The sequence below is a fragment of the Rhizobium sp. BR 314 genome, from assembly GCF_047445805.1.
In the GTDB taxonomy this organism is placed as follows: domain Bacteria; phylum Pseudomonadota; class Alphaproteobacteria; order Rhizobiales; family Rhizobiaceae; genus Rhizobium; species Rhizobium lusitanum_B.
In genome coordinates, this window is record NZ_JARWLA010000001.1 from 259,980 (window position 1) to 285,811 (window position 25,832).

Below are 25,832 nucleotides of genomic sequence, written 5' to 3' on the forward strand. Positions count from 1 at the left end.
AACAGAAAGGCGGGCCGCAAGCCCGCCTTTTACATATTTGATGACGTCCGGAGAGTTTTTACTGACCGCTTGAGGCGACGCCGCCCAGCGCCTGCCATTCGGCAATCGCCTTGTTGAAGGCATCCGTGCCGGTCGGCCCCTTCTCCATGGTCAGAAGCGCACGGCGACCATTGCGATAGACAACCGGAATATCGATCCAGTTGCGGCTCTTAAGCAGGTCGAGGTTGGTCTTGCGCGCGTCCGGGAAATCGTTGAGCGCTACCATATAGACATCGTCAGTAACCTTGGCCGGCACCGCGATGAGAGCATCGCCGCGATCCTGCTCGGTCGCTTTCAGCGCAACACGCTGCACGTTGTCGATCGCTCCGCCCTCGAAATTCGGCGGCACCTGGAAGGCAAGTTCGATCAGATGGCTGGCCGGAAGCGAGGGATCACCATTTCGCGACACAGTAATCGTTGCAGCGAGGCCCCGGTCGGGAACACTGATGAGACCCTGGACCGAAGGCTCAGGACGCCCATCGGCACCCTTGCCTTCCTGCAGCGACCAACTGACCGTACCTTGGAAAGCCGTGGGCGAGGTCTGGCCCAGGCGCTCCTCATAAAGGAAAACCTTCTGTCCGTTGACAACCGGAGCCGTCTGCTGAGCAGCTGCAGGTGGTTGCGTCGCGGTCTGCGGCTGAGTAGTCGCAGGCGTCTGCTGGTCCGAAGATGCCGGCGGGGCACCGGCCGGCGTCTGAGCCTGGGGCGCAGCCGCATTGTTTGCGGGCGGCGTTGCGGCAGCAGCCGGTGGCGTACTCGCGGCAGCTGGCGTCGCAGAGGCCACATTCTGCTCGGCAACAGATTTGCCTTCGACGACACCCGGCTGACCGCCTGCCGCCGGCCCCTTATCCTCTTCCGAGCCATCGGCCAAAAGGCGTTGCGTGAACTTGGTATTGACGGTGTTCGGATCGCTGTTCAGCGCGGCGACATCGGTATTGCCGGCTCCCGCCGGCTTTGCGGCAGCTGTATTACCCTGCGTCGGTGCAGTCGCCGGCTGCGTCGGAGCAGTCGCAGCTTTGTTGCTGGCAATGTTGTTGCTCGACGCTTCCGAAGCGGGGGGCGTCGAGGTGCTTTTCGGTGCCGAGCTGACAAGCTTGGTCACCATATTGTTGAGCGCGTCACGGTTCAGCCATGCCGCATAACCGCCACCGCCAACGACAGCGAGACCGACAAGCGTCACGATGATGCCAGTAACGTTGAAGCGGCGGCGCTTCGGCTCCATGCGGAAGCTCTTGCCCTGCAGCTTTGCCGCCATCGCCTGATCGAGATCTGGCGGAACGGAGGCCGAGCCACCGCGATCGTCTTCCGCGCGCTTGTCGAAACCGGCAAGTTCCTTGAGCTCGCGCCAGCCGTCATTGCTCGTATCCGCAGCGGGTTCGGCCTTGCGGGTCGGATGCACGTCAGCAAAAAGATCGACATCCTCGAAAGCATTGTCCGGCATCTGCCGAACTGGTTGCGCCGGTTGAGTGGCAACCGGCAGCGGCTGCAACTCTTCGAACACATCCGCATCCCAGGCGAAACCGGTATTGGCAGCCGGCGCCTTCGCATGTTCCGCGGGGGCCACCGGATGTCCAAATGCCGCATCGGCAAAAGCCGCAGCCGGCATGGAAGGTTCATCATGATGCGGAGCCGCCGGCTCAGGCGCAACGTGACGAACCGGCGCGTCGACCTCAGCCCAAATCTGCTCTACTTGATTTATGACGTCATCAACCGGCGTTATCGCGACCTGAGGCGCAGGAGTTGGGTGCACAGGTTCGACGGCAACCGGCTGTACCTCCTCGGCATAGTGCCGGGGTTCTTCATGATGGGCTGCAGTCTCTTCATGATGAACCGGCTCGTGGACCGGTTCTTCGGGAACAGCGACATGCTGTTCGGCAGCGGCAGGCTGCTCGGCTGCAGCATGATGCACGTCCTGATACGGCTCGCTCCATTCCTCCGCACGCGCATGTTCATGCGATCGGTCGGGCTCGGCATAGACAGCCGGCTCTTCATGGACGAGCTCTTCATGAACAGGTTGAGGAGCGCTCGGCTCCTCATGGTGAACTTCTGCGGGAACCGGTTCCTGCTCGTGCGCCTCGGGCTCATGATGAGCCTCCGCTTCGGCGTGATTCTGCTCGACGGGTTCGGGCACGACCTCTTGATGCATCACGGGTGCTGCGGCGACCGGCTCTTCCGCCGCTGGCATCGCCTCGGCATGTTCGGCCTCGACCTCGACGATCGCGGCCTCTAGCTTGTCGAGCTGACGGCGGAGCATTTCCTCGGGCGGGCGCGGCTTCATACTCTCAAGCTGCCGCTGAACGGCACCACGAGCCCGATCGTAAACCTTGACCCGCATCTCGGGAGTATTGTCCGTCAGGCCGTCAACGGCCCGTCGAATGACTGCTACAAAATCCGCCATCAGCACTTTCTCATGATGCCCGGCGAGCAGCCAGGCCGGGATTCGTCATAGGTTCGCGAGTTTAGCCCTCAAAAGGGTCCGTCACAAGTATGGTGTCCTCGCGCTCAGGGCTGGTCGAAAGCATCGCCACCGGCGCACCGATCAGCTCTTCCACCTGACGCACATACTTGATCGCCTGGGCAGGCAGATCGGCCCACTTGCGAGCACCGACGGTCGATTCCTTCCAGCCTTCGAGCGTGATGTAGATCGGCTCGACGCGGGCTTGCGCCGCCTGGCTGGCCGGCAGATAGTCGATTTCCTTGCCGTCGAGCTTGTAGCCGACGCAGATCTTCAGCTCGTCGAGACCATCCAGTACATCGAGTTTGGTAAGCGCAATGCCGGTGATGCCGGAGGTCTTCACGGTCTGGCGCACCAGAACGGCGTCGAACCAGCCGCAGCGACGCGGACGACCGGTGTTGACGCCAACTTCGCGGCCGACGGTCGACAGATGCTTGCCGATCTCGTCATGCAGCTCGCACGGGAAGGGCCCTTCGCCGACGCGGGTCGTGTAGGCCTTAGTGATCCCAAGGACATAGCCAAGTGCCGTCGGTCCGAGGCCGGAGCCCGCCGCGGCCTGGCCGGCCACGGTGTTGGACGAGGTTACATACGGATAGGTGCCGTGATCGTTGTCCAGAAGCGCGCCCTGTGCGCCTTCGAAAAGAATGCGGGCACCGGCCTTGCGCTGTTCGTCGAGCAAGCGCCAAACCTGATCGATGTAAGGCAGGATATGTTCGGCAACGGAGGTCAGTTCCTCGTGCAATGCATCGAAGGAGATTTCTGCAACGCCCATGCCGCGACGCAGAGCGTTGTGATGGGTCAGAAGCCGGTCGATCTTGGCCGGCAGCGTTTCCGGCTCGGCGAGGTCGATAACGCGGATGGCGCGACGGCCGACCTTGTCTTCATAGGCCGGGCCAATGCCACGGCGCGTCGTGCCGATCTTCGTGCCGCTGTTGGAGGCGGCATCTTCGCGCATGGCATCCAGGTCGCGGTGCAGCGACAGGATCAGCGGCGCATTCTCGGCGATGCGCAATACATCAGGCGTAACGGCAATGCCCTGAGCACGCAGCTTGTCGACTTCCGCGACGAAATGATGGGGATCGACAACGACACCATTGCCAATGACGCTCAGCTTGCCGCGCACCAGGCCGGAGGGCAGCAGAGCGAGCTTGTAGCTGACACCATCGACAACGAGCGTATGACCGGCATTGTGCCCACCCTGAAAGCGTACAATCACATCGGCGCGTTCCGAAAGCCAGTCGACAATCTTGCCCTTGCCTTCATCGCCCCATTGCGAACCGATCACTACAACGTTGGTCATTTCTCAATTCCCGCTTCCTGCGCACGGAGACGCGCCTTGCTCAAACCCGCGCATCTATAAAGCTTTGTTTTTGGGAAAGCGACCCTGTTGTCTCAGGAGATTCAGCTTTTTGCATGACGAATCAGCATGTCCAACAGGATTTTTCCCGCAGGAAGGCCGCAGAAGAGCTAGCCGAGTTCGAGCGTGGTGATACCATATACGCGATCGAGCGGCGTTTCCGGCGGCTTGCCGCGATACATGCGAGCGGTTTCGAACACCGGCGCCAGGCCGCACTCTTCCGCAAGTTCTATGGCCTGCACATTGTCGATCGGCACATCCAGATAGACCGGCTGCCCTCCGGCCACCGCCAATAATCGCGCCAGCAGTGCACGTGCCACATCCGGCTTGTTGGCAAAGAGCGGGCCGATCTTGTAGCCATGGAAACAGCGCCGGATGGTGCCGTAGCCCCGTACGCGGCTGCCGCCGCCGACGATGAAGGACTGGCGTCGTTCCGGCGCGCCGCACCATGCCTTGATGAAGGAGTGACGCAGACCTGGGAAAATCCCGGCGTCGTAGTGGACCAGCCCGTCGAGCTTGCCATGCGTGACCGGCACGACCTGCACAGCCTGTTCTCCAACGTCCGGTATCGTGGCAATGCCGGCATAACGCAGGGTGCGGTAGGCCGTTTCGAAGCCATGACGTTGATAGTATCCCTGTTGTGCGACAACGCCATCCAGCCCGACAACGCGATTGCCGGCGAGCGCCATACCCTTGTTCCAGAGCAGTTTGCCGTAACCCTTGCCGCGAAATTCCGGATGCAGCATGTACAGGCCAAGAAAGGCAAAGCTCTCGCCATAGCGGACGACGGAGATGCAGCCAACTGGCACTTCTCCCATCGCAGCGACGAGGAAACCGGAGGGATCCGCCTCCCAGAAAGCCGGTGCGTCATCGACGCCGGGATTCCACCCCTCTTGCCGAGCCCATTCCAGAGCGAGCTCCAATTCCCCGGCCCGCATTGTACGCACGGCAAAAGACGACTTCATGCAACAGTCCCGAACAACTCAATATATACTCGTCCCCACGCGGAACGATTGCGCCCAATTCATCATGTGGCAACATGACGACATTCACAAGCGACAGCCAATGATAGACTTAAAGTACAAAGGCTTCGTTTCATTTTGAGCCGAGTAATGGCTTCAGTAAAAAACAGTTGTGGGGACATGCTTTCATGACAGTTCCGTCGCATTGCCTCATCGGAGATATCGCGCATATAGGCAGCACCGGTGATCCTGTGTATAAGCGCGGACGACCGCCAATGTCGGCTTCGCGTCTCGACGCTGGATCCGGCGCCAGCAAAAGGATTGAAGTTTCATGCGCATCACGATGATCGGCTCCGGATATGTAGGGCTCGTGTCAGGCGTCTGCTTCGCCGATTTCGGCCATGATGTCATCTGCGTCGACAAGGACACCAGCAAGATCGAGGCGCTCCAGCGCGGCGAGATCCCGATTTTCGAACCGGGATTGGACCAGCTCGTCGCAGACAATGTCCGTGCCGGGCGCCTCTCCTTCACGACGAATGTGGAGGCAAGTGTTGCCGAGAGTGATGTCGTCTTCATCGCAGTCGGCACACCTTCGAGGCGCGGCGATGGCCACGCCGATCTCTCCTATGTGCATGCCGCCGCTCGCGAAATCGCCGAGCACGTCAAGGGCTTCACGGTTATCGTCACGAAATCGACCGTGCCGGTCGGCACCGGCGACGAAGTGGAACGCATCGTCCGCGAAACCAACACCGGCGCCGATGTCGCGATCGTCTCCAATCCGGAGTTCCTGCGCGAAGGTGCCGCCATCGAAGATTTCAAGCGGCCGGATCGTATCGTGATCGGCCTCAATGACGAGCGCGCACGCGCCGTCATGACTGAAGTCTATCGGCCTCTCTACCTCAACCAGGCGCCGTTGCTCTTTACCTCGCGTCGCACCTCCGAATTGATCAAATACGCCGCGAACGCCTTCCTTGCCATGAAAATCACCTTCATCAACGAGATGGCCGATCTTTGCGAGAAGGTCGGCGCCAACGTGCAGGAAGTGTCGCGCGGCATCGGCCTTGACGGCCGCATCGGCTCGAAGTTCCTACATGCCGGTCCCGGCTACGGCGGCTCCTGCTTCCCGAAGGACACGCTGGCGCTCGCCAAGACGGCGCAGGATTACGACAGCCCCGTGCGCCTGATCGAAACGACTGTCTCGATCAACGACAACCGCAAGCGCGCCATGGGCCGTAAGGTGATCTCGGCTATGGGCGGCGACATCAGAGGCAAAGCAATCGCTGTCCTCGGCTTGACCTTCAAGCCGAACACCGACGACATGCGCGACAGCCCGGCGATCTCGATCATCCAGACGCTGCAGGATGCCGGCGCGACGGTCACAGGTTACGATCCGGAAGGCATGGAGAATGCCCGGCAGGTGATCGACAATATCGCCTATGCCGAAGACGCCTACGCCGCCGCCCGCGATGCCGACGCGCTGGTCATCGTAACGGAATGGAACCAGTTCCGCGCGCTGGACTTTGCCCGGCTCAAATCCGTGATGAAGGCCCCTGTTCTCGTCGATCTCAGAAACATCTATCGTCATGACGAGATCGCCAAGCACGGCTTTTCCTATACGAGCATCGGCAGGCCTTCGAATGACGCTGCGCTCTAGCGCGTTTCCACCTCTCATTTAGACGCGGGAATATTGCATTCCTCTTATTTTCTACGCATTCCCGATGGAAAGCCACTGCGCCCTTTTCCTGGAAATGCTTCAAGCGAAGGCCCACCAATGCGCTATCTCATCACCGGCACTGCCGGCTTCATCGGATTCCATCTTGCCAAGCGCTTGCTTGACGAGGGCCATTTCGTGGTCGGCTTCGACGGTATGACGCCCTATTACGACATCAAGCTCAAGGAGAAGCGGACTGCCATCCTCGCACGCTCGAATGGCTTCAAGTTCGTAACGGGCATGCTCGAGGACAAGGCGGCGCTGGATCATGCAGCGGAACTCGCCGAGCCCGACGTGATCGTCCACCTCGCCGCCCAGGCCGGCGTGCGCTACAGCCTTGAAAATCCCCGCTCCTACGTCGATTCGAACCTCACCGGCTCGTTCAACGTGCTGGAACTGGCGAGAAACTTGCAGCCGAAGCACCTGTTGCTGGCCTCGACCTCCTCCGTTTACGGCGCCAACGAAAAGATCCCGTTTGCCGAAAGCGACAAGGCCGACGAGCAGATGACGATCTATGCGGCAACCAAGAAGAGCATGGAGTTGATGGCGCACAGCTATGCCCATCTCTTCAATGTGCCGACGACAGCGTTCCGTTTCTTCACCGTCTATGGCCCCTGGGGCCGCCCGGACATGGCGCTCTTCAAGTTCGTCGATGCCATCAAGAACGACAGGCCGATCGAGATCTACGGTGAAGGCAAGATGAGCCGCGATTTCACCTATATCGACGATCTCGTCGAAGGCATCGTTCGCCTCATCGGTGTCGTTCCCTCGGAGGAAAACCGGGTTGTATCGGACACGGTGATCGACACTCTGTCGAAGAACGCTCCTTTCCGCGTCGTCAATATCGGCGGCGGTCAGCCTGTGGGGTTGATGACCTTCGTCGAAACCATCGAGACGATGCTCGGCAGGAAGGCGGTCCGCAAGATGCTGCCGATGCAGCCCGGCGACGTGCACAACACCTATGCCGTACCGGATCTGCTGGTGGCATTGACCGGCTTCAAGCCACACATCGAAGTCGACGAAGGCGTTCGCCGCTTCGTCGAGTGGTATCAGGAAAACTACTGACGGAAACTGACCATTCGGCCGGGTGAAAGATCCCGGCCGAATATGCGCATTCTCCCCACCATCAGGTCCGGGTCGAAATCAGCAGGAACATTGGCCGCTCGCGTTCGATCACCCAGTCCGGATGCGCGGCAAGATCTTCGTCGCTTGGCGACCATTCCTCAACATGCGCGATGGCAAAGCCTAACCTGATCAGCGAGTTGAGTGTAGTCCCCATGGTTCGATGCTGCTTGACCACGCCTTCAGCGAGCCAATTCGTCAGCCTCTTTCCTTCGATCTGGTAGCCATTGAGCGGCCAAGTCTTCCCGCCATCTTCTTCGGTCAACCATTCCGGCTGCCGCGGCGCCATATAGATCGGATGCTCGATCGAAAAGATCAGCCGGCCACCTGGTTTCAAAGCTTGCCGAATAGTCGCCAGAAGGCCGGCGAAATCTTCGATATAATGGAAGGCCAGCGAGCTGTAGACGAGGTCGAAGCTTGCCTTAGAAAGCTGGAGCTTTTCAAGGTCCGCCCTTTCGTAGCGGACGCGTGAATCGGCCGTCTCGGCGCAGGCACGCGCGAGCATCTTGTCGGATACGTCAAGACCAAGCACACTGGCCGCACCCTCTTCGGCGGCCCAGCGGCAGAACCATCCGAAACCACAGCCGAGATCGACGACATCGAGGCCATGCAGATCGGGCAACATGGCGCGTATGGCCGGCCACTCCGCCGCCCCAGCCAGACCGGAGACCGATCGCTGAAGCCGGCTATAGCCTTCGAAAAAGCCCGGATCATCGTAAATATTCTGAGGCATGACAGTCTCCTGCATTCATGGTGACCGGCTGACGGGATCCCTCAAACCGCCGCCTTCTGTCGCGATAGCCACTGCGAATAAGGCTTCACGCCAAAGCCGGTATCCGCGGCCTCTTCAAGCACATGGATGAACTCGATGGAATGTCCATCGGGATCGGAAAAATACTGAGAAACCGCCGGCATCCAGCCGACGACGACCGGTTCGTCCATCGGCTCGCCATTGAAACCTTTCGGTTGAACGCCGTGAGCCGTCAATGCGGCGGCAGATGCGACAACATCTTCCAAGCTGGTCCTGAGAGCGATGTGGAGACGCATGCGAAGAGGAGCGCTTCCCGTCTCCCAAAGACCGAGCATGCTCTTCTTCTCACCGTCTGTCCAAAGGAAAGCGACCTGCCTGCTTTCTATGACCGTCGCCACTTCGAGCTTCAGGATGTCACGATAGAATTCGAGCGAACGCCGAAGACTGGAAACCGTCAGATGGGTCTCGAACAGGCCCAATATGGCGGGCATTTGCAGGTTAGGCTTATCCATCGTTATCACATCACCTTCGCCGCCATGACCTCGACCTCGACCAGAAACTCCGCTCGATTGAATCCGCTGACGATCAGCAGTGTCGAGACGGGTTTCGGGTCCAGCGTATAGCGATCGCGAACGGCGATGTAGGCCGGCATGTCCTCGCGTGTCGTCACGAAGCCGCCAATGCGGATCACGTCGGCAAAGCTCATGCCGGCATCATCGAGAATGGCCCCTATCGCCTTGAAGCACATTTCGGCCTGCGAGGTGACGTCCGGCGGAATGCGGTCATCCAGACCGATGCCCACCTGGCCGGATACGACCAAAAGGCTGGCACCCGGAGGCACCAGAATTCCATGATTGTAGTTGGTGAAAGGGCGTCTGCCAGACGGCGGATTGAATATCTTTTTCATCGATATCGACTCCTCGTAATTGGTCGATTTCAGCATTTTGGGATTGGGCCGACAAGCGGTTCAATGCGTCTTTGCTGAAGTAACCGCTCGATTGCGCCGTACCTCCAGCAGGATATGGCCGAAAAGCGCGGCAAGAACGATCGGCCCTCCAATAAGCGTTGCAGTCGAAGGGCGCTCAGCAAAGACCATCCACACCCACAGCGGCGTCAACGGCACTTCGAGCGCCGTCAGCAGCGCTGCATCGGAGGCTGGAATAAGCCGCGAGCCGAAGGTGTAAAGGCTGAGACCCATTGCATTCTGAATGATGCCGAAGGCGACGATCAGGCCGAGATCCTGTCCGGACACCGTGAGCGGCGATGCGAACCAGAAGGTAATGAAGGAGCAAAGCCACGCCGACATTGCCATTGCCGGCAGCATCGGCACGTTGCGATGCTGACGCATGACGACGGCAAGCGCGGCGACCGTCAACGTCATGACAGCCGCCAGCCCCTTGCCGAGCCAGCTGCCACCGTCGCTTGCATGTCCGGAAAGCATGACGAGTACGCCGATGAAGGCGATGCCGCTCGCTATCAGCGTCCGCACGTTCGGGCGCTCGCCGATGAAAAGAAAGGCCACACCCGCGGTCACGAAGGGTACCGTGGCGTAGATGACCATGGCGTCGGCAACCGACGTATAATAGATCGAGCCGATGCCGCTGATCATCGATGCGGTGGAAAAGATCGTCGCCGCCAACGAGGGGCCGCGCATGGAGCGCAAGATGCGAAAGGCGTTGCGCCGCTCGATATAGAAAAATAGCGCGAATACGCCGAGGCCGGAGACGATGCCGCGGCAGAAGAGGATCGTCATCAGGTCGGCGCCGATCGCCCGCACAAAGAGGCCGGAAGTCGACCACGCCAGCGCCGAAAGCGCCACATAGGTCACGCCCAGCCTGTGTTGTTGCTGTTCCGCCAGCGTCACCATCAGGTTACCCCCCATCGCATTGCGACGGATCATTAGCGAGTAGCAGTGACGCTCACAAGCGAAGCCTGCGCCGCGGCATGTCGTGATTGCCGGAAGATGGCAAGGGTTGCAGGAAGGCCACGCTCCCTGTCCTCGCGGTTGAAGATCGGGTGGATGGTGCCGTCTCAAATGCGACATCGGCCACATTCATCTTGCAGATATTCTCCACCGCTCTACGGTCTGCTCGGTTTCGATCGAGGGAGAATCAGTTGCGTCTGCTGTCAGCCACCTTGTTCGCGTGCGGCTGCGTCAGCTTGGTAGACGGCCCCATGTGGCCGCCAGCCGAGACCTATGTCGATACGACCGTGCAATGCAGCCAAAGCAGCAATCCCGCCCGGTGCCAGCATACGCGCAACCAGTGGAAAGCCGAGTATGAAGAGGCAATCGCGGGCGGATATCGGGCACAGAAGCACGTTGCTCTTTGCCTGAGCACCGGCTGCGACGAGGCAATCCAACCCGACAAGATGCTCGGCTGCGCGTGGCGCATGATCATTGCCGACGCCAGACATCCTCAACCCGACGATATGGATGCCATCAACCTCAACCGCTTCTGCGGAACGGCCTATCTCGACGAAAAAGGAAAGCTCGCAGCCGCCTCGCAGGCAAAGGCGATGCTGCAGCAGATCGGCAAATAGCCGGCCGCGGAACAGCTTGAACTGTACCGCGGCCGGGGTTAGTCGTCCTTACGCGTAGGGCGCAAGGAAAGTGCGGATGGCCTCGATTTCATTGGGCCTGATATCGTGCCCGCCTGGATGCCAGTCGAGCGTTACCTGTGCATCCTGCTGGACGAAGTAATCGGCCAGCGCCTGGGTGACTGGTGCGGGCGCGATCGGGTCTCGTTCACCCGCGGTGATCAGCACACGCTTGCCCTGCAGCCGGCCATTATCTTTCGGCTGAAATGGAATAAGCGGATGCATCAGGACGGCGGCGTCAAATAGATCGCCGTGTTCGATCAGTACGTTGGCGAGGATATTGGCGCCATTGGAGAAACCAAGGCCAATTACCTGTGACGCCCCATATTCCGCCGCAAGACCCGAGACGTAACTCGCCATCTTTTCCGTAGCCCGGGCAAGGTCGGCCATGTCATAAACGCCCTCCCCCGTCCGGCGGAAGAAGCGCGCTGCACCATGTTCCGAGACATCGCCGCGCGGCGATACGATGGTCGCCTCCGGCAGCAGCCGGGCAGCAAAATCGAAGAACTGGTTCTCGTCGCCGCCGGTGCCGTGGAACGTGAAGAAGATCGGCTTTCCGGATGCACCGGCCTTCAGCCGGTGCACATAACTCATAGCGGTCATAATCCTTCCTCCGATTAGCCTTCCAACGGCTCCAGATGTTGCTCGATCAGGCCGCGCAGATGCGCATGCTGCTCGGGCAGTTTCAGCGCTTCGCCGAGATGGGCCGTGTCCTCATCGCGGTCGAAGCCGGGTTCATTGGTGGCGACTTCGAACAGCACGCCGCCCGGCGTGCGGAAGTAGATCGCCCAGAAGTAGTCGCGGTCGATGACCGGCGTGACCTGATAGCCCGTGTCCATCAGCGCCTTGCGCACTTCGAGCTGCTTTGCGCGGTTGTCGACGGCAAAGGCAACATGGTGGACGGAGCCGGCACCTGGAAGCGCCCGGTTGATGTTCGGCATGGTTTCGAGGTCGACATAGTCGGCACCGTTGCCGCCGGGAATGGCAAGCCGCTTGATGCCTTCATGCGTATCGACGACTTCGTAGCCCATGTACTTCAACAACTCGGCCGTAGCACCCTCGTCCCGCAGCCGCATGGCAACGGAATGGAAGCCGCGGATGGCATGTTCGGCATCGACGCCGTTATGCGTCCAGGGCTGACGCTTGTCGTCCTTGACCTCGACGAGAGCAAAGCCGTCGCCGTCCGGACCGGCGAAATGCAGGCGCTTCTGGCCGAAGGATTCATCGGCCTTCAGGCCCTCGACACCATGCTGGCCGAGGCGCTCGGTCCAGTAGCCGATGGCACCTTCCGGAACGGAATAGACCGTATTGCCGACTTCGCCGGTACCCGGGCGACCGCGCGCCATCTTCGGGAACGGGAAGTAGGTCATGATCGTGCCGGGCGTGCCGATCTCGTCACCATAGTAAAGGTGATAGACATCGGGAGCGTCGAAATTCACCGTCTTCTTGACGCGGCGCAGGCCGAGCGTGTCCGTGAAGAACTTGTTGTTGGTGCGGGCATCTTCCGCCATCGAGGTAACGTGGTGAAGACCTTTGATCTGGTTGAGCATCTTAAACCCCTTGTCTCGCCTGCACCGGCAGGCGTTTCTCATGGGCAGAAGATGGTCTTCCGGGGCCTGTTTCGATAGCCCTCAATAGCCAAACGGATTGTCTTCAATAAGTGAACGACAAATTTTCATCGTTCACTGATGAGCTAAAACGGGAAGGCTATGTCTTACTGCGCTTCGGGATTGCTCGGCAGCGCCCAGTCGATCGGATCCCTGCCCTGCTCGGCCAGATAGGCATTGGCCTTGGAGAAATGCCGGCAGCCAAGGAAGCCGTTGTGGGCCGAAAGCGGCGACGGATGCACGGATTTCAAGACGAGGTGCCGCTCGGTATCGACGAAAGCGGCCTTCTTCTGCGCATAGGAGCCCCACAGCATGAAGACGACGCCGTCGCATTCGTCATTGACCTTACGGATGACGGCGTCGGTAAAGCGTTCCCAGCCCTTGCCCTGATGCGAGGCGGCCTGCGATTCTTCCACCGTCAGCACGCTGTTGAGCAGAAGTACGCCCTGTTTCGCCCAGCTTTCAAGAAAGCCATGCCGGGCCGGCGGGATGCCGAGATCGGCCTCCAGCTCCTTGTAGATATTGACCAGCGACGGCGGAACGCGCACGCCGGGACGCACGCTGAAGCAGAGCCCATGCGCCTGGCCCATCCCGTGATAGGGATCCTGCCCGAGGATGACGACTTGTACCTCATCAAGCGGCGTCAGATCCAGTGCCCGGAAATACTCGCTGCCGCGAGGAAAGATCACTTTGCCGCGCTGCTTTTCCTCGACAAGAAAAGCCTTGAGTTCATCCATGTATGGGCTGGCAAACTCCGGCGACAATGCCTCTTTCCAGCTTTCTTCAAGCTTGATGTTCGCTTCCGCCATTGGTCATGCCTCCATCTTCGTCAGCAGTTCGATTGAGGGCGAAAGTGCCGGCAAGTCAAGGAAAGGACTTCCATTGCAGCATGCAGATCACAGCTTTCCGGTGGCGGACGTTGCAGACAACGGCGATTGCGGCCTCTCCCCTGTCGAGACCAGCAGAGCATTACGTTCAGCCTCGGGCATGGCGCGCATGCGTCGCGTTACTGTGAGGCGAATCGCGACAAATCCGGCCAACATCAACACCACTTTGCTGCCGGTGGCGAAGGCTGGCATGACAACCGCCCATGTGGAGAGATCAAAGGCAATAGCAATGAATGCATTGAGCGCAGCGGACAGGAACATCAGGCCGGCCCAGGCAAAGCCCACATAAGTGGCGACATCGGGCGCTACCGTGCGTACGATCGCCGGCAGATACCGGTTCATCCAACCTGGCTTCAGCATCACGATGGCCACAATCGCATAGATGATACTCGGCTTGAACAGCACGAAACGCGGATCGTCCGTCAACAGCGTTGCCACACCGGCGGCAATGACCAGAATGAGGCTGAGCCACTCCATGACCTCGATGGGCTTGCCTCGAATGAATTGAACTCCGATCTGCAGAAGACCGAGCGCGATCGCCAGACAGGTCGCAAGCGTGGCGTTGTGTGTCAACGACAGCAAAATGACGAACAACAAGCTTGAGGCTAGATCCGCAAGCAGCAGCCTGGCCGCATTGAAAAAGCTTCTCACTGCACCCTGGCTCTCATTTCGATATAGATTAAATTTCATAGAGCACCGGATTGCCGCGATCAAGGATGTCTACGGGGTCACCCCATTGCAAGAACAAGCCAGGTTAGGGCATGGCGCCAAGCAGCCCCCTTTTCCAGCTCTCATCCGGTTTGGGGCCGATCTTCTTCGCGGAGAACCATCAATAACAGCGGCAGGGTTGCAGATCGTTGACAATCGCACCCGCTTCAGCCAATGGAATTCATCCCGCTTTTTCGACCGGTGCCCCATGCTTCCCTTGCATTCCCTTGGCGAGCGCATCGTCGTGCTCGGCCCTTCCAATGCCGGCAAGTCAACCCTTGCGGTTGCGCTTTCCAAAAAGCTTGGCTTTCCAACCGTCCATCTCGATCAGCTGCATCACCTGCCCTATACGGATTGGCAGCAGCGCCCCGAAGCGGAGTTTGCCGCGCTGCACGATGCGGCGATCCTTGGCGAACAATGGATCATGGAGGGCAACTACACGCGCCTGATGCCGCAGCGCTTGGCGCGCGCTACCGGCGCCATCCTCATAACCTCGAACCACTGGCTGCGCTTCACCCGCTATATCAAGCGCACGCTTCTCAACAGCGCGAACCGAGCCGGACATCTCGAAGGCGCCAGGGACAGCATCAAATGGGAGATGGTTCAGTGGATCCTTGTCAAAACCCGCGACAGCGGCACCAAATACGCAAAAATCCTCCAGGCATCGGAGTTGCCGATGGTGGAGTGCCACACAGCGAAAGCGCTCAATAGCCTTTACCGGGCTTGGGACTTGCCCGCTCGGCGATAATGGGATGGTTGTGGCGATCCATACCTGAAGACCTAGCTCGGCGAAATCTCCTCCGCCGGCCCAAGCAGACGTAATCCCATGGCAGTCGCCTATCTTAGCAAATGAAACACTCAACCAGGAGATGCACACAGTGAGCGAAAGCTGCCCTATTCCGACGCCGGATCAGAAACAGTATGGAGATATTCAGGAGCGGGCCGAACAGGCTATGCTGACAACGATCTATCAAGCGCTCGAGCATGCAAGCAAACAGGCGGCTGACGAGCTGAAATCCGTTGGATCACAGGAACGGCCGCCGGCTTACGAGTACTTTGCGGCGGTCGCCCACCAGAAGCTTTTCCTTCTTCTATGCGGCGCCGATCCTGAAACGTTCATCGGCGGGAATCCTGATATCGCCGCAAGCATCATCGATAACAATCAGAAGATATCAGACCATTATTGGACCAACAGGGATGGCGGCCAAAACACGGGGCAGTCTTCGAAGTGATCGCGAAGGCGACCTTGATGAAAACCATAAGATATAGCCCGGCTCGGCCAAATTAGCGCATGGCGAGCGGGTAGCATTCCCGGTACCCGGCTCCTGCCCTGTAGGGGTGCCACCTCGCCTGCCTGCGCTCACCCCTTGATCCGCGCCATCTGCGGATCATAGAGCGGCTTCAGCAACACCTGGCATTGCACGCGGCTCTGCGCGACATCGAGCTCGTAACGGCCTGACAGCACGAAATCCTCCGTCACGCCGCGGGGATCGCGGACATAGCCGTAGCCGATGGCCTTGCCCACCGTGTAGCCATAGCCGCCGCTCGACAGCCAGCCGACGCGCTGCCCGTCGCGATAGATTGTCTCCCGGCCGAGGAGCACGATCTCGGGATCGTCAGGCACGAAGCAGGCAAGCATCTTCTTCACGCCTGAGGCAAGCTGCCGCTCGATCGCCTCTCGGCCGCGGAAGGCGACGTCCTTTTTCGTCTTCACCGCCCAGGCAAGCCCGGCTTCGACCGGCGTATGGTCCGGCCCGATATCGGAACCCCAGGCGCGATAGCCCTTCTCGAGACGGCAGCTTTCGATGGCGCGATAACCGGCATTGACAAGGCCATGTTCACGGCCAGCCGCCATCAGTACATCATAGACAGTAGCGGCATACTCCACCGGCACATGCAGCTCATAGCCGAGTTCGCCAACATAGGTGATACGCAGCGCCCGGACGGGGCAGCCGGCAATGCCGACGGTCCTCGCCTTGCCGAAGGGGAACGCCGCGTTCGAAACATCGGCAGAGGTCACGGCCTGCAATATCTCGCGCGACTTCGGCCCCATCAGCGACAACACGGAGTAAGCGGAAGTTACGTCCACCAACTCCGCATGCATTTCGGGCGGAATATTCCGGGCGATCCAGTCAAAGTCGTGGGTCGCAAAGCCGGTGCCAGTGGTGATGTAGAATTCGTTCTCGGCGACGCGGGCAGCGGTAACATCACATTCGATGCCGCCGCGGTCGTTCAGCATCTGCGTGTAGGTCAAAGAACCAACGGGCTTTGCAACATCGTTGGAGGCGATCCACGACATTGCAGCCTCGGCATCCCTGCCCTTCAGCACGAATTTGGCAAAGGAGGTCTGATCGAAGATTACAGCCGCCTCGCGAACAGCCTTATGCTCGCGGCCGACTGCGTCGAACCAGTTCTGGCGGCCATAGGTATAGACATCCTTTGGCTCCTCGCCGGCGAAGAGGTCGGCAAACCAATTCGGCCGTTCCCAGCCGAGCTTTTCGCCGAAGCAGGCGCCCTGCGCCTTCAGCCGGTCGTAAAGCGGTGACTTGCGGCAGGGACGGCCGCTGGAGTGCTCTTCGAAAGGCCATGCCATGGTGTAGTGCTTGCCATAGGCCTCCAGCGTTCGAGTCCGCACCCAGTCCGTATCGAAATGCGGGCGCCCGAAGCGTCTGATATCGACCGGCCAAAGATCGTAGGGCGGCTCACCCTTGGCGACCCATTCGGCCAGCGCCATGCCTGCCCCGCCGGCCGAGGCGATGCCGAAAGCGTTGAAGCCGGCACCGACGAAGAAATTCTTCAACTCAGGCGCTTCGCCGAGAATGAAATTGCCATCAGGCGTAAAGCTTTCCGGACCGCACAGCAATTGCTTGACGCCAGCCGTCTGCAGCGCCGGCACGCGCACCAGCGCCTGCTCCATGATCTGCTCGAAATGATCGAAATTGCTGTCGAGCAGTGTGTAATGGAAATCTTTGGGAATGCCGTCGAGCGCCCACGGGATCGGGTTCGGCTCATAGCCGCCCATGACCAGCCCGCCGACCTCCTCCTTGTAATAGGTCAGCCGGTCCGGATCGCGCAGTGTCGGCAGGTTGGAGGGCACGCCGAAGGATTCGGTGATGAGATATTGATGCTCGACCGAGACAAGCGGCACGTTCACGCCGAAGCGGCCTGCAAAAGTCCGCGTCCATTGCCCCGCGCAGACGACGACGCGCTCGCATTCGATGCGGCCCCTCTCGGTGATGACGGCGCGGATCCGGCCCTTGTCGATCTCCAGATCGAGAACTTCGGTGTCTTCGAAGATCGACACACCGCTCATGCGAGCGCCCTTCGCCAGCGCCTGGGTGATATCGGAGGGATTGGCTTGCCCGTCGGTCGGCAGGAAGGCTGCGCCGACAAGGTCGTCGACATCCATCAGCGGCCAGAGATCGCGCGCCTCCTGGGGCGTCAGCAGGTGCATCTGCAGGCCGAAGGACTGTGCCGTCGTCGCCTGCCGCTTCACCTCTGTCCACCGCTCCTCATTGCAGGCAAGACGCAGGCCGCCATTCATCTTCCAGCCAGTGGCAAGCCCCGTCTCTGCCTCGAGCTTCTTGTAGAGGTCGACGGAATAGCCAAGCATCTGCGTGATGTTGGCACTGGTTCGCAGCTGGCCGACGAGACCGGCGGCATGGAACGTCGTGCCCGAAGTCAGCTTCTTGCGCTCCAGAAGCACCGTATCGGTGAAGCCGAGCTTGCCGAGATGGTAGGCCGTCGAGCAGCCGATAATGCCGCCGCCGATGACGACGGTCTTGGCGGTAGCAGGCAGTTCCTTCATCGTGTCACCTCAAGAGTTGCGAAAGCTCTGCCAGGCACTCTCGAAGCGCCGCAGATTTTCAGCTGTATAGGAAGAATAATCGAATTCGATGTCGGAATGGATTTCCGAAACCATGCTCCACATCGTCTCGCGCAAGAGCGAGGCGCATTTCATGGCCTGGTAACGTCGGCGCAGATCATCGCTGAGGGGAGCCTCATAGTAAGCCTCCAGCATTGCCTCTTCCTGCGCCTCGGAGAACTCGTTGTTGGAGGCGAGCCCGCCGAGATCGAAAAGCGGCGTGTTGAAACCGGCATAATCCCAATCGATCAGCCAGAGCCGCTTGCCGTCATCGAGGAAATTCGCCGCCAGCAGATCGTTGTGGCCGAAGGCGATCTCGAAAGGTCCGGCTGCGCGCTCCAGTCGCTCGGCGATATCCAGAAAGGACGGCAAGAGCGGCCTGTGCCGGCTGCCGCCAGCCTCCAGAAGCGCCGCATAGTCCCTGACCACATGGAAGACCCAGAAGATCGCCGCCGGCCCGCGAAAGTGCCTCGCGACATCGCGATGGCAGGAGCGGACGAGTGAAACGACCCGCGCCATGGATGAGGGATCGCGGACGTCCTCGGCAGACAGCGGCTTTGCGTCGATATAATCGAGCACCAATATGCCGGGCTCATGATGGATAACGGCAGGCGAAAGACCCGCCGCGTAGGCGGCCCTGCTTGCCGCCACTTCGTTGGTGCGGCTGATGTGGTGGACGGGAATATCCGAACCCAATCGCACGACAAAACGCCGCCCTGCATTGTCTACCAGATAATTGCGATTGGTGATGCCGCCCACAAGCGGCGCGATCTCGATCGGCCCGTACCAGATGCCGAGAGAATATATCCTGTCTTCCGGCGTCGCAGTCATTCCCCCTCCGGCGCTACTGCTCAGCATCCTCTGGATGGAAAGGTTCCTCACAAACAACCCGCTGTCAAGACCAATCCACAAAATGAAACGAATATTTGGCTTTTTGTTGGATTTGAGCGTAAATCTCAATTGAATGAATGATGGATAATGTGAATTCAGCGCTTCACCGTAGGTGAGATTTGCCTTAAAAACTGCATCGCGAGGCGATCGGATTGATTTGCAAACCTTGATGCCGCTTTGGCGGCGCTGCCTGCTCGATCCGGATGCTGCAACAGTCTTGGGATCATACGCTCAATAGGATCAGGACCATGTCGGGCATGTCCCAACCACCGCTTCACGGCAATCATCGCGAGCGCGAGATTCTGGAAGAGCTCCGGCTGGCCGGCGGCGCCAGCCGCATTCAGTTCCTGGCCGAGCGGCTTGGCGTTTCGGAAGAGACGATCCGCCGCAACATCCGCAGCCTCGAAGCCAACGGTCTCGTCACCAAGGTGCATGGCGGCGTCCATATCAAGGACTCGATGATCGAGCCGCCGCTGCACCTGCGCATGAATGAAAATGCCGAAGCCAAGCGGATGATCGCCGCTTCGGTGGCGGCCATGATCGAAGACGGCGATACGCTCTTCCTCGATGTCGGCTCCACCACGGCCTTCATCGCCGTTGCCCTGCAAAAACATCAGAAGCTTTTCGTCGTCACCAACGCCCTGTCGGTGGCACACGCGCTTGCCACCCGCAACGGCAACCGCGTCTTCTTCGCGGGCGGCGAATTGCGTGGCCATGATGGCGGCGCCTTCGGCATGGAAGCCGCCAATTTTCTGCGCCGCTTCAATATCCGCCACGCCATCCTCTCGGTCGGCGCCATCAACGCCACATCCGGCTTCATGCTGCACGATCTGGAAGAAGCGGAATATTCGCGGGAAGCGGCAAGCCGCGCGGAAAACTGCATCATCGTTGCCGACAGCGCCAAGTTCGGTCGCAGCGCCCCGATCATCCTCAACGAACCGTCGAGCTTCGACACGCTGGTCACCGACGACGCACCGCCGGCCGACATTAGCGCCATGCTGGAGCGCAACGAGATCGAACTGGTAATCGCCAACCGCCAGCGAATTGAACGTCTCTAGAGCCTCACAGGCTCACCTGCCTCTGGATTTCACGTCAGCTGTTCTCGCCCGCCCCTTCGCCCTTCCCATCCGCTTCGAAGCTTGCGTATTTGCGGTAGCTCTTGCACATGGTTTCCAATGTTTGGGCAGCCTTGCTGGCATGACGCTCCTTGTGACGCAGCAGGCGAAAGCTCCGAGCCGGGAGATCGAATGCCGACTGAACCAGCAATCCCTGCCCGAGATAGGCCTTCGCCGCCGCGCTGGAGATCGCCGCTGCGCTTTGACCGGCGCAGACTGCGGACAGCACGGCCTCGTTCGACGGGAGCACAAGCGCGATCTTGAGGTCGCGCGGCGAGGCGCCGAGCTTGGCAACAGCGTTTTCGAACTCCGAACGGGTGCCCGACCCCTCCTCACGCATCACCCAGGATGTATCCGTCACGAGGTCTGTTATGGAAAGCTGCCGCCCGTCGGCCCAGGGATGATGCGGTGGGATGACGACGACAAGCGCATCCTGCGCGACGATCTTCATCGATAGCGCCGGCGCATCCACCTCACCCTCGATGAAACCCAGTTCCGCCGCACCGTCGATAACGGCTTCGGTCACGGTTCGCGTGTTGCCGATGGTAAGGTCCAGTTCGATGCCGGGGTAGTCACGCTGAAACCGCATCAGCAAGGGCGGCAGCCAGTAGCTAGCAATCGTCTGGCTGGCATAGAGGCTGAGCCGGCCGCGCTGCAGGCCGCCAAGTTCGGACAGCATAAGCTCCGCCGAACGCACACGGGCAAGCGTCGCTTTGGCCTCTCCCAGGAAAGACCGTCCCGTCTCTGTCAACTCGATCCGCCTGCCAACGCGATGAAACAGCTCCACCCCGTAATAGGCCTCGAGGTTCTTGATCGCCGAGCTGACGGCCGAAGGCGTCAGGTGGATGGCTTCCGCCGCATTGGTCAGATGTTCGCGTTCGGCGACGGCGACAAAAATTGCGAGCTGCTCAAAGGTCATGGGAAATCATTCTAATTTATCGAACGAAACATAGGATAATATTCGATGGAAGTCGACAAGAGCAGATGAGACTTTCCAGCCGTCAATACATCGTAAGAAGAATGGCGGCACCGCATGTCAGTAGCTCAAAACACAAACAAGATCCTGCCCGGCCTCGCACTCACCTGTGCCGTCGCAATCGCCGCCTATGCCGGCGAGCATGTGGAGGTCGGCCTGCTCGGCGGCCAGTGGATCGAAAGCCTGGTGCTCGCCATAGCCCTCGGCATTGCCGTTTGCACATTCAAGCCGCTGAAGCCATCCATGAAACCCGGTATCGATTTCAGCGCCAAGATCCTTCTTGAAATCGCCATTGTGCTCCTCGGCGCCTCCATCAGCCTTTCGGCGATTCGCGGCGCAGGCGTCTGGCTGATCGCAGGCATCGCCGTCGTCGTGGTGCTTTCGATTGCCGCTACCTATGTGATCGGGCGGCTGCTCGGCCTGCCGCCGAAACTTGCAACGCTGATTGCCTGCGGCAATTCGATCTGCGGCAATTCCGCTATCGTCGCCGTCGCCCCCGTGATCGAAGCGGACTCGCAGGAGATCGCCGCAGCACTTGCCTTCACTGCGGTGCTGGGCATCGCCGCCGTCTTCCTCCTGCCGTTTCTCTACTTCCATTTCGGCATGAGCGTCCCGCAATACGGCACGCTGGCCGGCTTGACCGTCTACGCCGTCCCGCAGGTGCTTGCGGCCACCACTCCCGTCGGCCTTCTTGCCGTGCAGACCGGCACTCTGGTCAAGCTGATCCGCGTGCTGATGCTCGGACCCGTCATCTTCCTGCTCGGCATCATCACCAAGGTCGAAACGACCGACGCGAATGGAAAAAGCGGTCGTCACCCCTCGCTGGTTCCGTGGTTCATCTGCGGCTTCCTCGGCCTGATGGCGATGCGCTCCTTCGGGCTTATTCCGGAGGCCCTGATCACGCCGATGGAAACCGTGTCCGGCATCCTGACCGTGATTGCCATGGCGGCACTCGGCCTGTCGGTAAACGTGCGCTCCGTGGCCCATGCAGGCGGCCGGGTCATCGTTGCAGCCACGCTGTCGCTGCTGATGCTGGGTGCTATCAGCTACGGTTTGATCGTCGCGTTGCAGATCCAGTAGTGCGGCCGTGGCCGGCAACAGGCGATCGGCTCCTGCTCTTCGCATGAGCCGATTTCAGCAGGGCTGCGACCTCGGCTTCCGCAGAAGGATAACCGATAGCGTAGCCCTGAAGCTCATCGCAGCCGATCTCCGCCAGAATGCGCGCATGCTCTTCTGTCTCGACGCCTTCGGCGACGACTTCGACATTCAAGGCCCTCGCGATATCGACGATAGAGCTGACAAGGCGACGTTGCTCGTCCGACACCGGCACCGCCGTCACCAGTTGCCGATCGATCTTCAGCCGCTTGGGCTTGAGCTTGACCAACCCGATCAGGGAAGCGTGGCCCGAGCCGAAATCGTCAATCTCGATATCGATCCCCATCTTCTTGATACCATCGATATTGGCGAGCACGCTGTCGTCGGGATCGTCGAGGAAGATCGTTTCCACGAGTTCGAAGGCAATGGCATGGCGCGGTATCTTCAGCGCCTCCAGCCCTTCAATCAGGTCCGGATCGGCAAGCCGACGCCCGGAAATATTGACGGCGATACGCGGTGGCACGAGACCGCGGGAAACCCATGTAGCCCGGTCAGCCAGCGCACGTTTTAGCACGGCAGCGTCGATCTCGGCGGTCAGCCCATATTCGTCCGCCACCTTGAGGAAAGCGGCTGGACTAAGCAGCCCCTTCTCCGGATGCCGCCATCGTGCCAGTGCCTCTAACCCCACGATGCGGCGGCTGCGCGCGTCCACCTGAATCTGATAGAAGGGCTCAATCTGCCGCAGCACCGGTGCCAGCCGCAACTCGTCAGCCAGTCGGCGTTCGGCATGCAGATCAGCTTGGAGTTCGGGAGTGAAGAACTCAGCTCGATTGCGGCCGAGCTTCTTGGCCTGGAAAAGCGCAACGTCCGATTCCGCCAGCAGATTGGCTGCGTTGCCGGTCAAGCTCAAAGCCACACCGATGGATGCACCGATCCGCAGCATCTCGTTGCCGAAGCGCACCTCGCGCCGCAGTCGCGAAAGGATATCGTTCACGATACCTGCCAGTCGCTCCGCGCTGCCGACATTGACCAACACGGCCACGAATTCGTCACCACTCACCCGCGCAACGATATCGTTGGCAGTGATCGCAGCAGAGATGCGGGCCGCGGCACTCTGCAGCGTCGCGTCGCCGGCCGCGTGCCCCCATTTATCGTTGATCTCCTTGAAGCCATCGATGTCGATGTGAAGTACGGCCAGGGTTTCAATCACCGCATCCCTGCGCAATTCGGCAAGCCGCCGATCGAGGTAACGCCGATTGGGCAGACCGGTAAGGTAATCGTGATCGGCCGCATATTCGATGCGGGTCCGGCTTTGCTCGAGCGCTACCGCGCGTGCCTCGGCAATCGCCTTCTGGCTTGTTAGCTCCCGATTGAGCAGGATATCGGCGGTCACATCCCATTCGGCGCCAATGAAGGACGGCGCGCCGTCAAGATCTTCGTAGAAATGCGCCCGCGAGCGGATGTAGCGAACCTCGCCGCCCGGAAGGACGATGCGAAACTGAGAATTGTAAAAACCACGCGCGTCGAGCGCGATCTGGAAGTCGCGGAGCGCCTTCTCGACATCCTCGGGGTAAAGCGACTTCATCCAGACATCGGACGATACTTTGCGATCCTGAAGACCGGTTCCGTAGAGCCTGTGCATCTGCGGATCCCAAAGCAATTCCTTGTCATCGACATTATGTTGCCAAACGCCGATCTGGGACGCGTCAAGCGCCAGCTCCAGCCTCCTCAACAGGTCCTGGAACTCCTCTTCGGTCCGCCCGGATACCACCTCTGCCAAAGAGCCCCTCCCTTCGGAAACTGGAGAGATTACATAACTGCAACTCGGTTAACTTGCACTACTCCAGTTTCGCTAACTTTAACGGCAGTTCGATCACATGCGCGAAGGGATCGAACCTGCACCCCGTTAGTGATTATGCCGCGGCGGGGTGGCGGCGATATCGCGGAAATCGGCGGCCCCATCGAGCACGGCACCTTCGGAAAGCTGCGTGACCGAGCGGCGGTAGATACGCTGCCACGGCGTCGCGTCGGGCGGAACGGCTGGGATGCCATCCCCCTTGCGCCGCTCGATTTCCGCCTCATCAACCAGCATGTCGCAGCGGCCATGGTTGAAATCGATGCGAATCACATCGCCGGTCCTGAGCCAGGCAAGCCCGCCCCCGGCAGCACTTTCGGGCGAGGCGTTGAGGATCGAGGGACTGTCGGCCGTACCCGACTGGCGTCCGTCGCCGATTGTGGGAAGGCTGCGGATGCCGCGCTTGAGCAGCGCATCCGGCGGCTGCATGTTGACGACTTCGGCAGATCCAGGCCAGCCGATCGGCCCGGCGCCGCGGATCACCAGAATGGTCCTCTCATCGATACCGAGCTCCGGATCGTTGATGCGCTTGTGATAATCCTCCGACCCTTCGAAGACGACCGCCCTGCCCTCGAACACGCCTTCGTGGCCCGGCTCCTGGAGATAGCGGCTGCGGAAATCTTCGGAGACGACGCTCATCTTCATGATGGCGAAATCGAACAGATTGCCCTTGAGCACGAGGAAGCCGGCACGCTCCTTCAAAGGCTCGGCGAATGGGCGGATGACCTCGCGGTCGCCCGTCTCCCGCCCCTTCAGGTTTTCCGCCATGGTCCGGCCCGTGACCGTCGGACAGCTTCCATCCAGCTTGCCGGCTTGCAGCAGCTCCCACATGATAGCCGGAACGCCGCCAGCGCGATGAAAGCGCTCGCCCAGATAGGCACCCGCCGGCTGCACATTGGCCAGCAGCGGGATGTCGAAGCCATGCACCTGCCAGTCGTCGGGGTAAAGTTCGACACCGGCGTGCTTGGCCATGGCGGCCAAATGCGGCTGCGCATTGGTCGAGCCGCCGATGGCAGAATTGACCCTAATGGCATTGAGGAAGGCCTCGCGCGTCAGCACGTCCGAAGGCTTGATATCGTCAAGCACCAGCTCGACTGCACGCCGCCCGGTGCGATAGGCCATCTGACCGCGTTCGCGATAGGCGCCGGGAATGGCGGCGCAGCCCGTCAGCGACATGCCGAGCGCCTCCGCCATGGCATTCATGGTCGAGGCCGTTCCCATCGTGTTGCAATGTCCTACAGAAGGAGCTGAGGCGAGCGCCGCCTCCAGAAAGCCCTCTTCGTCGATCTCGCCAGCCGCCAGCTTGCGGCGCGAGCGCCAGATCGCCATGCCCGAGCCGGCAAGCTCACCATCATGCCAACCATCGAGCATGGGGCCGCCGGAGAGAACAATCGCCGGAATATTGACGGTCGAGGCGGCCATCAGCGCTGAGGGCGTGGTCTTGTCGCAGCCGGTCGTCAACACAACGCCGTCGATCGGATAGCCGTAAAGCACTTCGACAAGGCCGAGATAGGCAAGATTGCGGTCGAGCGCCGCGGTCGGGCGCTTGCAGTTCTCAAAGATCGGATGGGTCGGAAATTCGATCGGAATGCCGCCGGCATCGCGAATGCCGTCGCGCACGCGCTTGGCGAGATCGAGGTGATGGCGGTTGCACGGCGTGAGATCGCTGCCGCTCTGAGCGATACCGATGATCGGCTTGCCCGACCGCAGCTCCTCCGGCGTGATGCCGTAGTTCATGAAACGCTCGAGATAAAGCGCCGTCATGTCGATATGATCCGGATTGTCGAACCAGTCCTGCGAACGCAGACGACGCTTGGATACAACTTTATCGCTCATCT

General features: G+C 60.2%; 23 protein-coding genes. 7 read left to right on the forward strand and 16 right to left on the reverse strand.

The annotated features are described in order from the left end of the window. Positions 1-58: 58 nt before the first annotated feature. The 3 genes from QD461_RS01275 to QD461_RS01285 all read right to left on the reverse strand — a co-directional run bounded on the left by QD461_RS01275 (position 59) and on the right by QD461_RS01285 (position 4,816). Entirely contained in the window at positions 59-2,437 is a 2,379-nt protein-coding gene (locus QD461_RS01275) for a hypothetical protein (RefSeq protein WP_414086122.1), read from the reverse strand. Positions 2,438-2,498: 61 nt separating this feature from the next. Further along, entirely contained in the window at positions 2,499-3,794 is a 1,296-nt protein-coding gene (locus QD461_RS01280) for an adenylosuccinate synthase (RefSeq protein WP_184702901.1), read from the reverse strand. Positions 3,795-3,961: 167 nt separating this feature from the next. Then, the gene (locus QD461_RS01285) at positions 3,962-4,816 is read right to left on the reverse strand and encodes a GNAT family N-acetyltransferase (protein ID WP_414086123.1); all 855 of its coding nucleotides are present in this window, start codon (positions 4,814-4,816) and stop codon (positions 3,962-3,964) included. A 328-nt stretch (positions 4,817-5,144) separates the two neighbouring features. Here QD461_RS01285 and QD461_RS01290 point away from each other — a divergent pair, with 328 nt between their 5' ends. Both QD461_RS01290 and QD461_RS01295 read left to right on the forward strand, forming a co-directional pair. After that, positions 5,145-6,467 (forward strand): UDP-glucose dehydrogenase family protein, encoded by a 1,323-nt coding sequence (locus QD461_RS01290; RefSeq protein ID WP_414086125.1) that lies wholly within the window; start codon positions 5,145-5,147, stop codon positions 6,465-6,467. Between the two features lie 117 nt (positions 6,468-6,584). Continuing rightward, on the forward strand, positions 6,585-7,589 hold the full coding sequence (locus QD461_RS01295) for an NAD-dependent epimerase (protein WP_414086126.1): 1,005 nt from the start codon (positions 6,585-6,587) through the stop codon (positions 7,587-7,589). A gap of 61 nt (positions 7,590-7,650) precedes the next feature. Here QD461_RS01295 and QD461_RS01300 read toward each other — a convergent pair whose 3' ends face one another. The 4 genes from QD461_RS01300 to QD461_RS01315 are packed head-to-tail and all read right to left on the reverse strand — an operon-like array spanning position 7,651 to position 10,297. Next, on the reverse strand, positions 7,651-8,379 hold the full coding sequence (locus QD461_RS01300) for a class I SAM-dependent methyltransferase (protein WP_414086127.1): 729 nt from the start codon (positions 8,377-8,379) through the stop codon (positions 7,651-7,653). A gap of 41 nt (positions 8,380-8,420) precedes the next feature. Next, positions 8,421-8,909, reverse strand: coding sequence for a VOC family protein (locus QD461_RS01305; protein ID WP_414086128.1), 489 nt, complete (start codon positions 8,907-8,909; stop codon positions 8,421-8,423). A gap of 5 nt (positions 8,910-8,914) precedes the next feature. Continuing rightward, positions 8,915-9,304, reverse strand: a complete 390-nt coding sequence (locus QD461_RS01310) for a RidA family protein (RefSeq protein ID WP_414086129.1) — start codon at positions 9,302-9,304, stop codon at positions 8,915-8,917. 60 nt (positions 9,305-9,364) lie between these two features. Continuing rightward, on the reverse strand, positions 9,365-10,297 hold the full coding sequence (locus QD461_RS01315) for a DMT family transporter (RefSeq protein WP_414086130.1): 933 nt from the start codon (positions 10,295-10,297) through the stop codon (positions 9,365-9,367). Positions 10,298-10,512: 215 nt separating this feature from the next. Between QD461_RS01315 and QD461_RS01320 the strand changes: the two genes are divergently transcribed. Continuing rightward, entirely contained in the window at positions 10,513-10,938 is a 426-nt protein-coding gene (locus QD461_RS01320) for a hypothetical protein (protein WP_184702895.1), read from the forward strand. A 48-nt stretch (positions 10,939-10,986) separates the two neighbouring features. Here the strand turns inward: QD461_RS01320 and QD461_RS01325 are convergent, their stop codons facing one another. The 4 genes from QD461_RS01325 to QD461_RS01340 form a co-directional block, all read right to left on the reverse strand. Then, positions 10,987-11,598 carry an alpha/beta hydrolase gene (locus QD461_RS01325; protein WP_414086131.1) on the reverse strand — a complete coding sequence of 204 codons (612 nt, stop codon included), beginning with the start codon at positions 11,596-11,598 and terminating at the stop codon, positions 10,987-10,989. Between the two features lie 14 nt (positions 11,599-11,612). Next, complete coding sequence (locus QD461_RS01330) at positions 11,613-12,545, reverse strand: VOC family protein (protein ID WP_414086132.1); 933 nt, start codon at positions 12,543-12,545, stop codon at positions 11,613-11,615. A gap of 164 nt (positions 12,546-12,709) precedes the next feature. Beyond that, positions 12,710-13,411, reverse strand: coding sequence for a uracil-DNA glycosylase (gene ung / locus QD461_RS01335; protein ID WP_414086133.1), 702 nt, complete (start codon positions 13,409-13,411; stop codon positions 12,710-12,712). A gap of 87 nt (positions 13,412-13,498) precedes the next feature. Then, on the reverse strand, positions 13,499-14,203 hold the full coding sequence (locus QD461_RS01340) for an inner membrane-spanning protein YciB (RefSeq protein WP_414086134.1): 705 nt from the start codon (positions 14,201-14,203) through the stop codon (positions 13,499-13,501). Positions 14,204-14,405: 202 nt separating this feature from the next. Here QD461_RS01340 and QD461_RS01345 point away from each other — a divergent pair, with 202 nt between their 5' ends. Together QD461_RS01345 and QD461_RS01350 are read left to right on the forward strand one after the other, a co-directional pair. Further along, positions 14,406-14,945: an AAA family ATPase gene (locus tag QD461_RS01345; RefSeq protein WP_414086135.1), complete on the forward strand. Its 540-nt coding sequence runs from the start codon at positions 14,406-14,408 to the stop codon at positions 14,943-14,945. A 130-nt stretch (positions 14,946-15,075) separates the two neighbouring features. Further along, complete coding sequence (locus QD461_RS01350; RefSeq protein WP_414086136.1) at positions 15,076-15,429, forward strand: hypothetical protein; 354 nt, start codon at positions 15,076-15,078, stop codon at positions 15,427-15,429. Positions 15,430-15,557: 128 nt separating this feature from the next. Here the strand turns inward: QD461_RS01350 and QD461_RS01355 are convergent, their stop codons facing one another. Continuing rightward, on the reverse strand, positions 15,558-18,005 hold the full coding sequence (locus tag QD461_RS01355; RefSeq protein ID WP_414086137.1) for a GcvT family protein: 2,448 nt from the start codon (positions 18,003-18,005) through the stop codon (positions 15,558-15,560). 9 nt (positions 18,006-18,014) lie between these two features. Then, positions 18,015-18,893, reverse strand: a complete 879-nt coding sequence (locus QD461_RS01360) for a phosphotransferase (protein WP_414086138.1) — start codon at positions 18,891-18,893, stop codon at positions 18,015-18,017. Positions 18,894-19,201: 308 nt separating this feature from the next. Between QD461_RS01360 and QD461_RS01365 the strand changes: the two genes are divergently transcribed. Then, a complete protein-coding gene (locus QD461_RS01365) occupies positions 19,202-20,011 on the forward strand; it encodes a DeoR/GlpR family DNA-binding transcription regulator (RefSeq protein ID WP_414086139.1) in 810 nt (269 codons plus the stop codon). A gap of 34 nt (positions 20,012-20,045) precedes the next feature. On the opposite strand, the gene QD461_RS01370 is transcribed toward QD461_RS01365, so the two are convergent. Beyond that, positions 20,046-20,987, reverse strand: a complete 942-nt coding sequence (locus QD461_RS01370) for a LysR substrate-binding domain-containing protein (protein ID WP_414086140.1) — start codon at positions 20,985-20,987, stop codon at positions 20,046-20,048. A 114-nt stretch (positions 20,988-21,101) separates the two neighbouring features. On the opposite strand from QD461_RS01370, the gene QD461_RS01375 reads away from it, so the two are divergent. Next, positions 21,102-22,124 (forward strand): YeiH family protein, encoded by a 1,023-nt coding sequence (locus QD461_RS01375; protein ID WP_414086141.1) that lies wholly within the window; start codon positions 21,102-21,104, stop codon positions 22,122-22,124. Here the strand turns inward: QD461_RS01375 and QD461_RS01380 are convergent. Then, on the reverse strand, positions 22,087-23,919 hold the full coding sequence (locus QD461_RS01380; RefSeq protein WP_414086142.1) for an EAL domain-containing protein: 1,833 nt from the start codon (positions 23,917-23,919) through the stop codon (positions 22,087-22,089). The genes QD461_RS01375 and QD461_RS01380 overlap by 38 nt on opposite strands. A 126-nt stretch (positions 23,920-24,045) precedes the next feature. Beyond that, positions 24,046-25,830, reverse strand: a complete 1,785-nt coding sequence (locus tag QD461_RS01385) for an IlvD/Edd family dehydratase (RefSeq protein ID WP_414086143.1) — start codon at positions 25,828-25,830, stop codon at positions 24,046-24,048. Between the last annotated feature and the right edge of the window lie 2 nt (positions 25,831-25,832).

Bases quoted from the DNA above. Each gene is read 5' to 3' on its own strand.
- ung (WP_414086133.1), bottom strand. From the start codon at position 13,411: ATGGCGGAAGCGAACATCAAGCTTGAAGAAAGCTGGAAAGAGGCATTG.
- QD461_RS01300 (WP_414086127.1), bottom strand. From the start codon at position 8,379: ATGCCTCAGAATATTTACGATGATCCGGGCTTTTTCGAAGGCTATAGC.
- QD461_RS01365 (WP_414086139.1), top strand. From the start codon at position 19,202: ATGTCGGGCATGTCCCAACCACCGCTTCACGGCAATCATCGCGAGCGC.
- QD461_RS01280 (WP_184702901.1), bottom strand. From the start codon at position 3,794: ATGACCAACGTTGTAGTGATCGGTTCGCAATGGGGCGATGAAGGCAAG.
- QD461_RS01290 (WP_414086125.1), top strand. From the start codon at position 5,145: ATGCGCATCACGATGATCGGCTCCGGATATGTAGGGCTCGTGTCAGGC.
- QD461_RS01355 (WP_414086137.1), bottom strand. From the start codon at position 18,005: ATGAAGGAACTGCCTGCTACCGCCAAGACCGTCGTCATCGGCGGCGGC.
- QD461_RS01285 (WP_414086123.1), bottom strand. From the start codon at position 4,816: ATGAAGTCGTCTTTTGCCGTGCGTACAATGCGGGCCGGGGAATTGGAG.
- QD461_RS01360 (WP_414086138.1), bottom strand. From the start codon at position 18,893: ATGACTGCGACGCCGGAAGACAGGATATATTCTCTCGGCATCTGGTAC.
- QD461_RS01385 (WP_414086143.1), bottom strand. From the start codon at position 25,830: ATGAGCGATAAAGTTGTATCCAAGCGTCGTCTGCGTTCGCAGGACTGG.
- QD461_RS01370 (WP_414086140.1), bottom strand. From the start codon at position 20,987: ATGACCTTTGAGCAGCTCGCAATTTTTGTCGCCGTCGCCGAACGCGAA.
- QD461_RS01310 (WP_414086129.1), bottom strand. From the start codon at position 9,304: ATGAAAAAGATATTCAATCCGCCGTCTGGCAGACGCCCTTTCACCAAC.
- QD461_RS01275 (WP_414086122.1), bottom strand. From the start codon at position 2,437: ATGGCGGATTTTGTAGCAGTCATTCGACGGGCCGTTGACGGCCTGACG.
- QD461_RS01345 (WP_414086135.1), top strand. From the start codon at position 14,406: ATGCTTCCCTTGCATTCCCTTGGCGAGCGCATCGTCGTGCTCGGCCCT.
- QD461_RS01315 (WP_414086130.1), bottom strand. From the start codon at position 10,297: ATGATCCGTCGCAATGCGATGGGGGGTAACCTGATGGTGACGCTGGCG.
- QD461_RS01325 (WP_414086131.1), bottom strand. From the start codon at position 11,598: ATGACCGCTATGAGTTATGTGCACCGGCTGAAGGCCGGTGCATCCGGA.
- QD461_RS01330 (WP_414086132.1), bottom strand. From the start codon at position 12,545: ATGCTCAACCAGATCAAAGGTCTTCACCACGTTACCTCGATGGCGGAA.
- QD461_RS01375 (WP_414086141.1), top strand. From the start codon at position 21,102: ATGTCAGTAGCTCAAAACACAAACAAGATCCTGCCCGGCCTCGCACTC.
- QD461_RS01295 (WP_414086126.1), top strand. From the start codon at position 6,585: ATGCGCTATCTCATCACCGGCACTGCCGGCTTCATCGGATTCCATCTT.
- QD461_RS01305 (WP_414086128.1), bottom strand. From the start codon at position 8,909: ATGGATAAGCCTAACCTGCAAATGCCCGCCATATTGGGCCTGTTCGAG.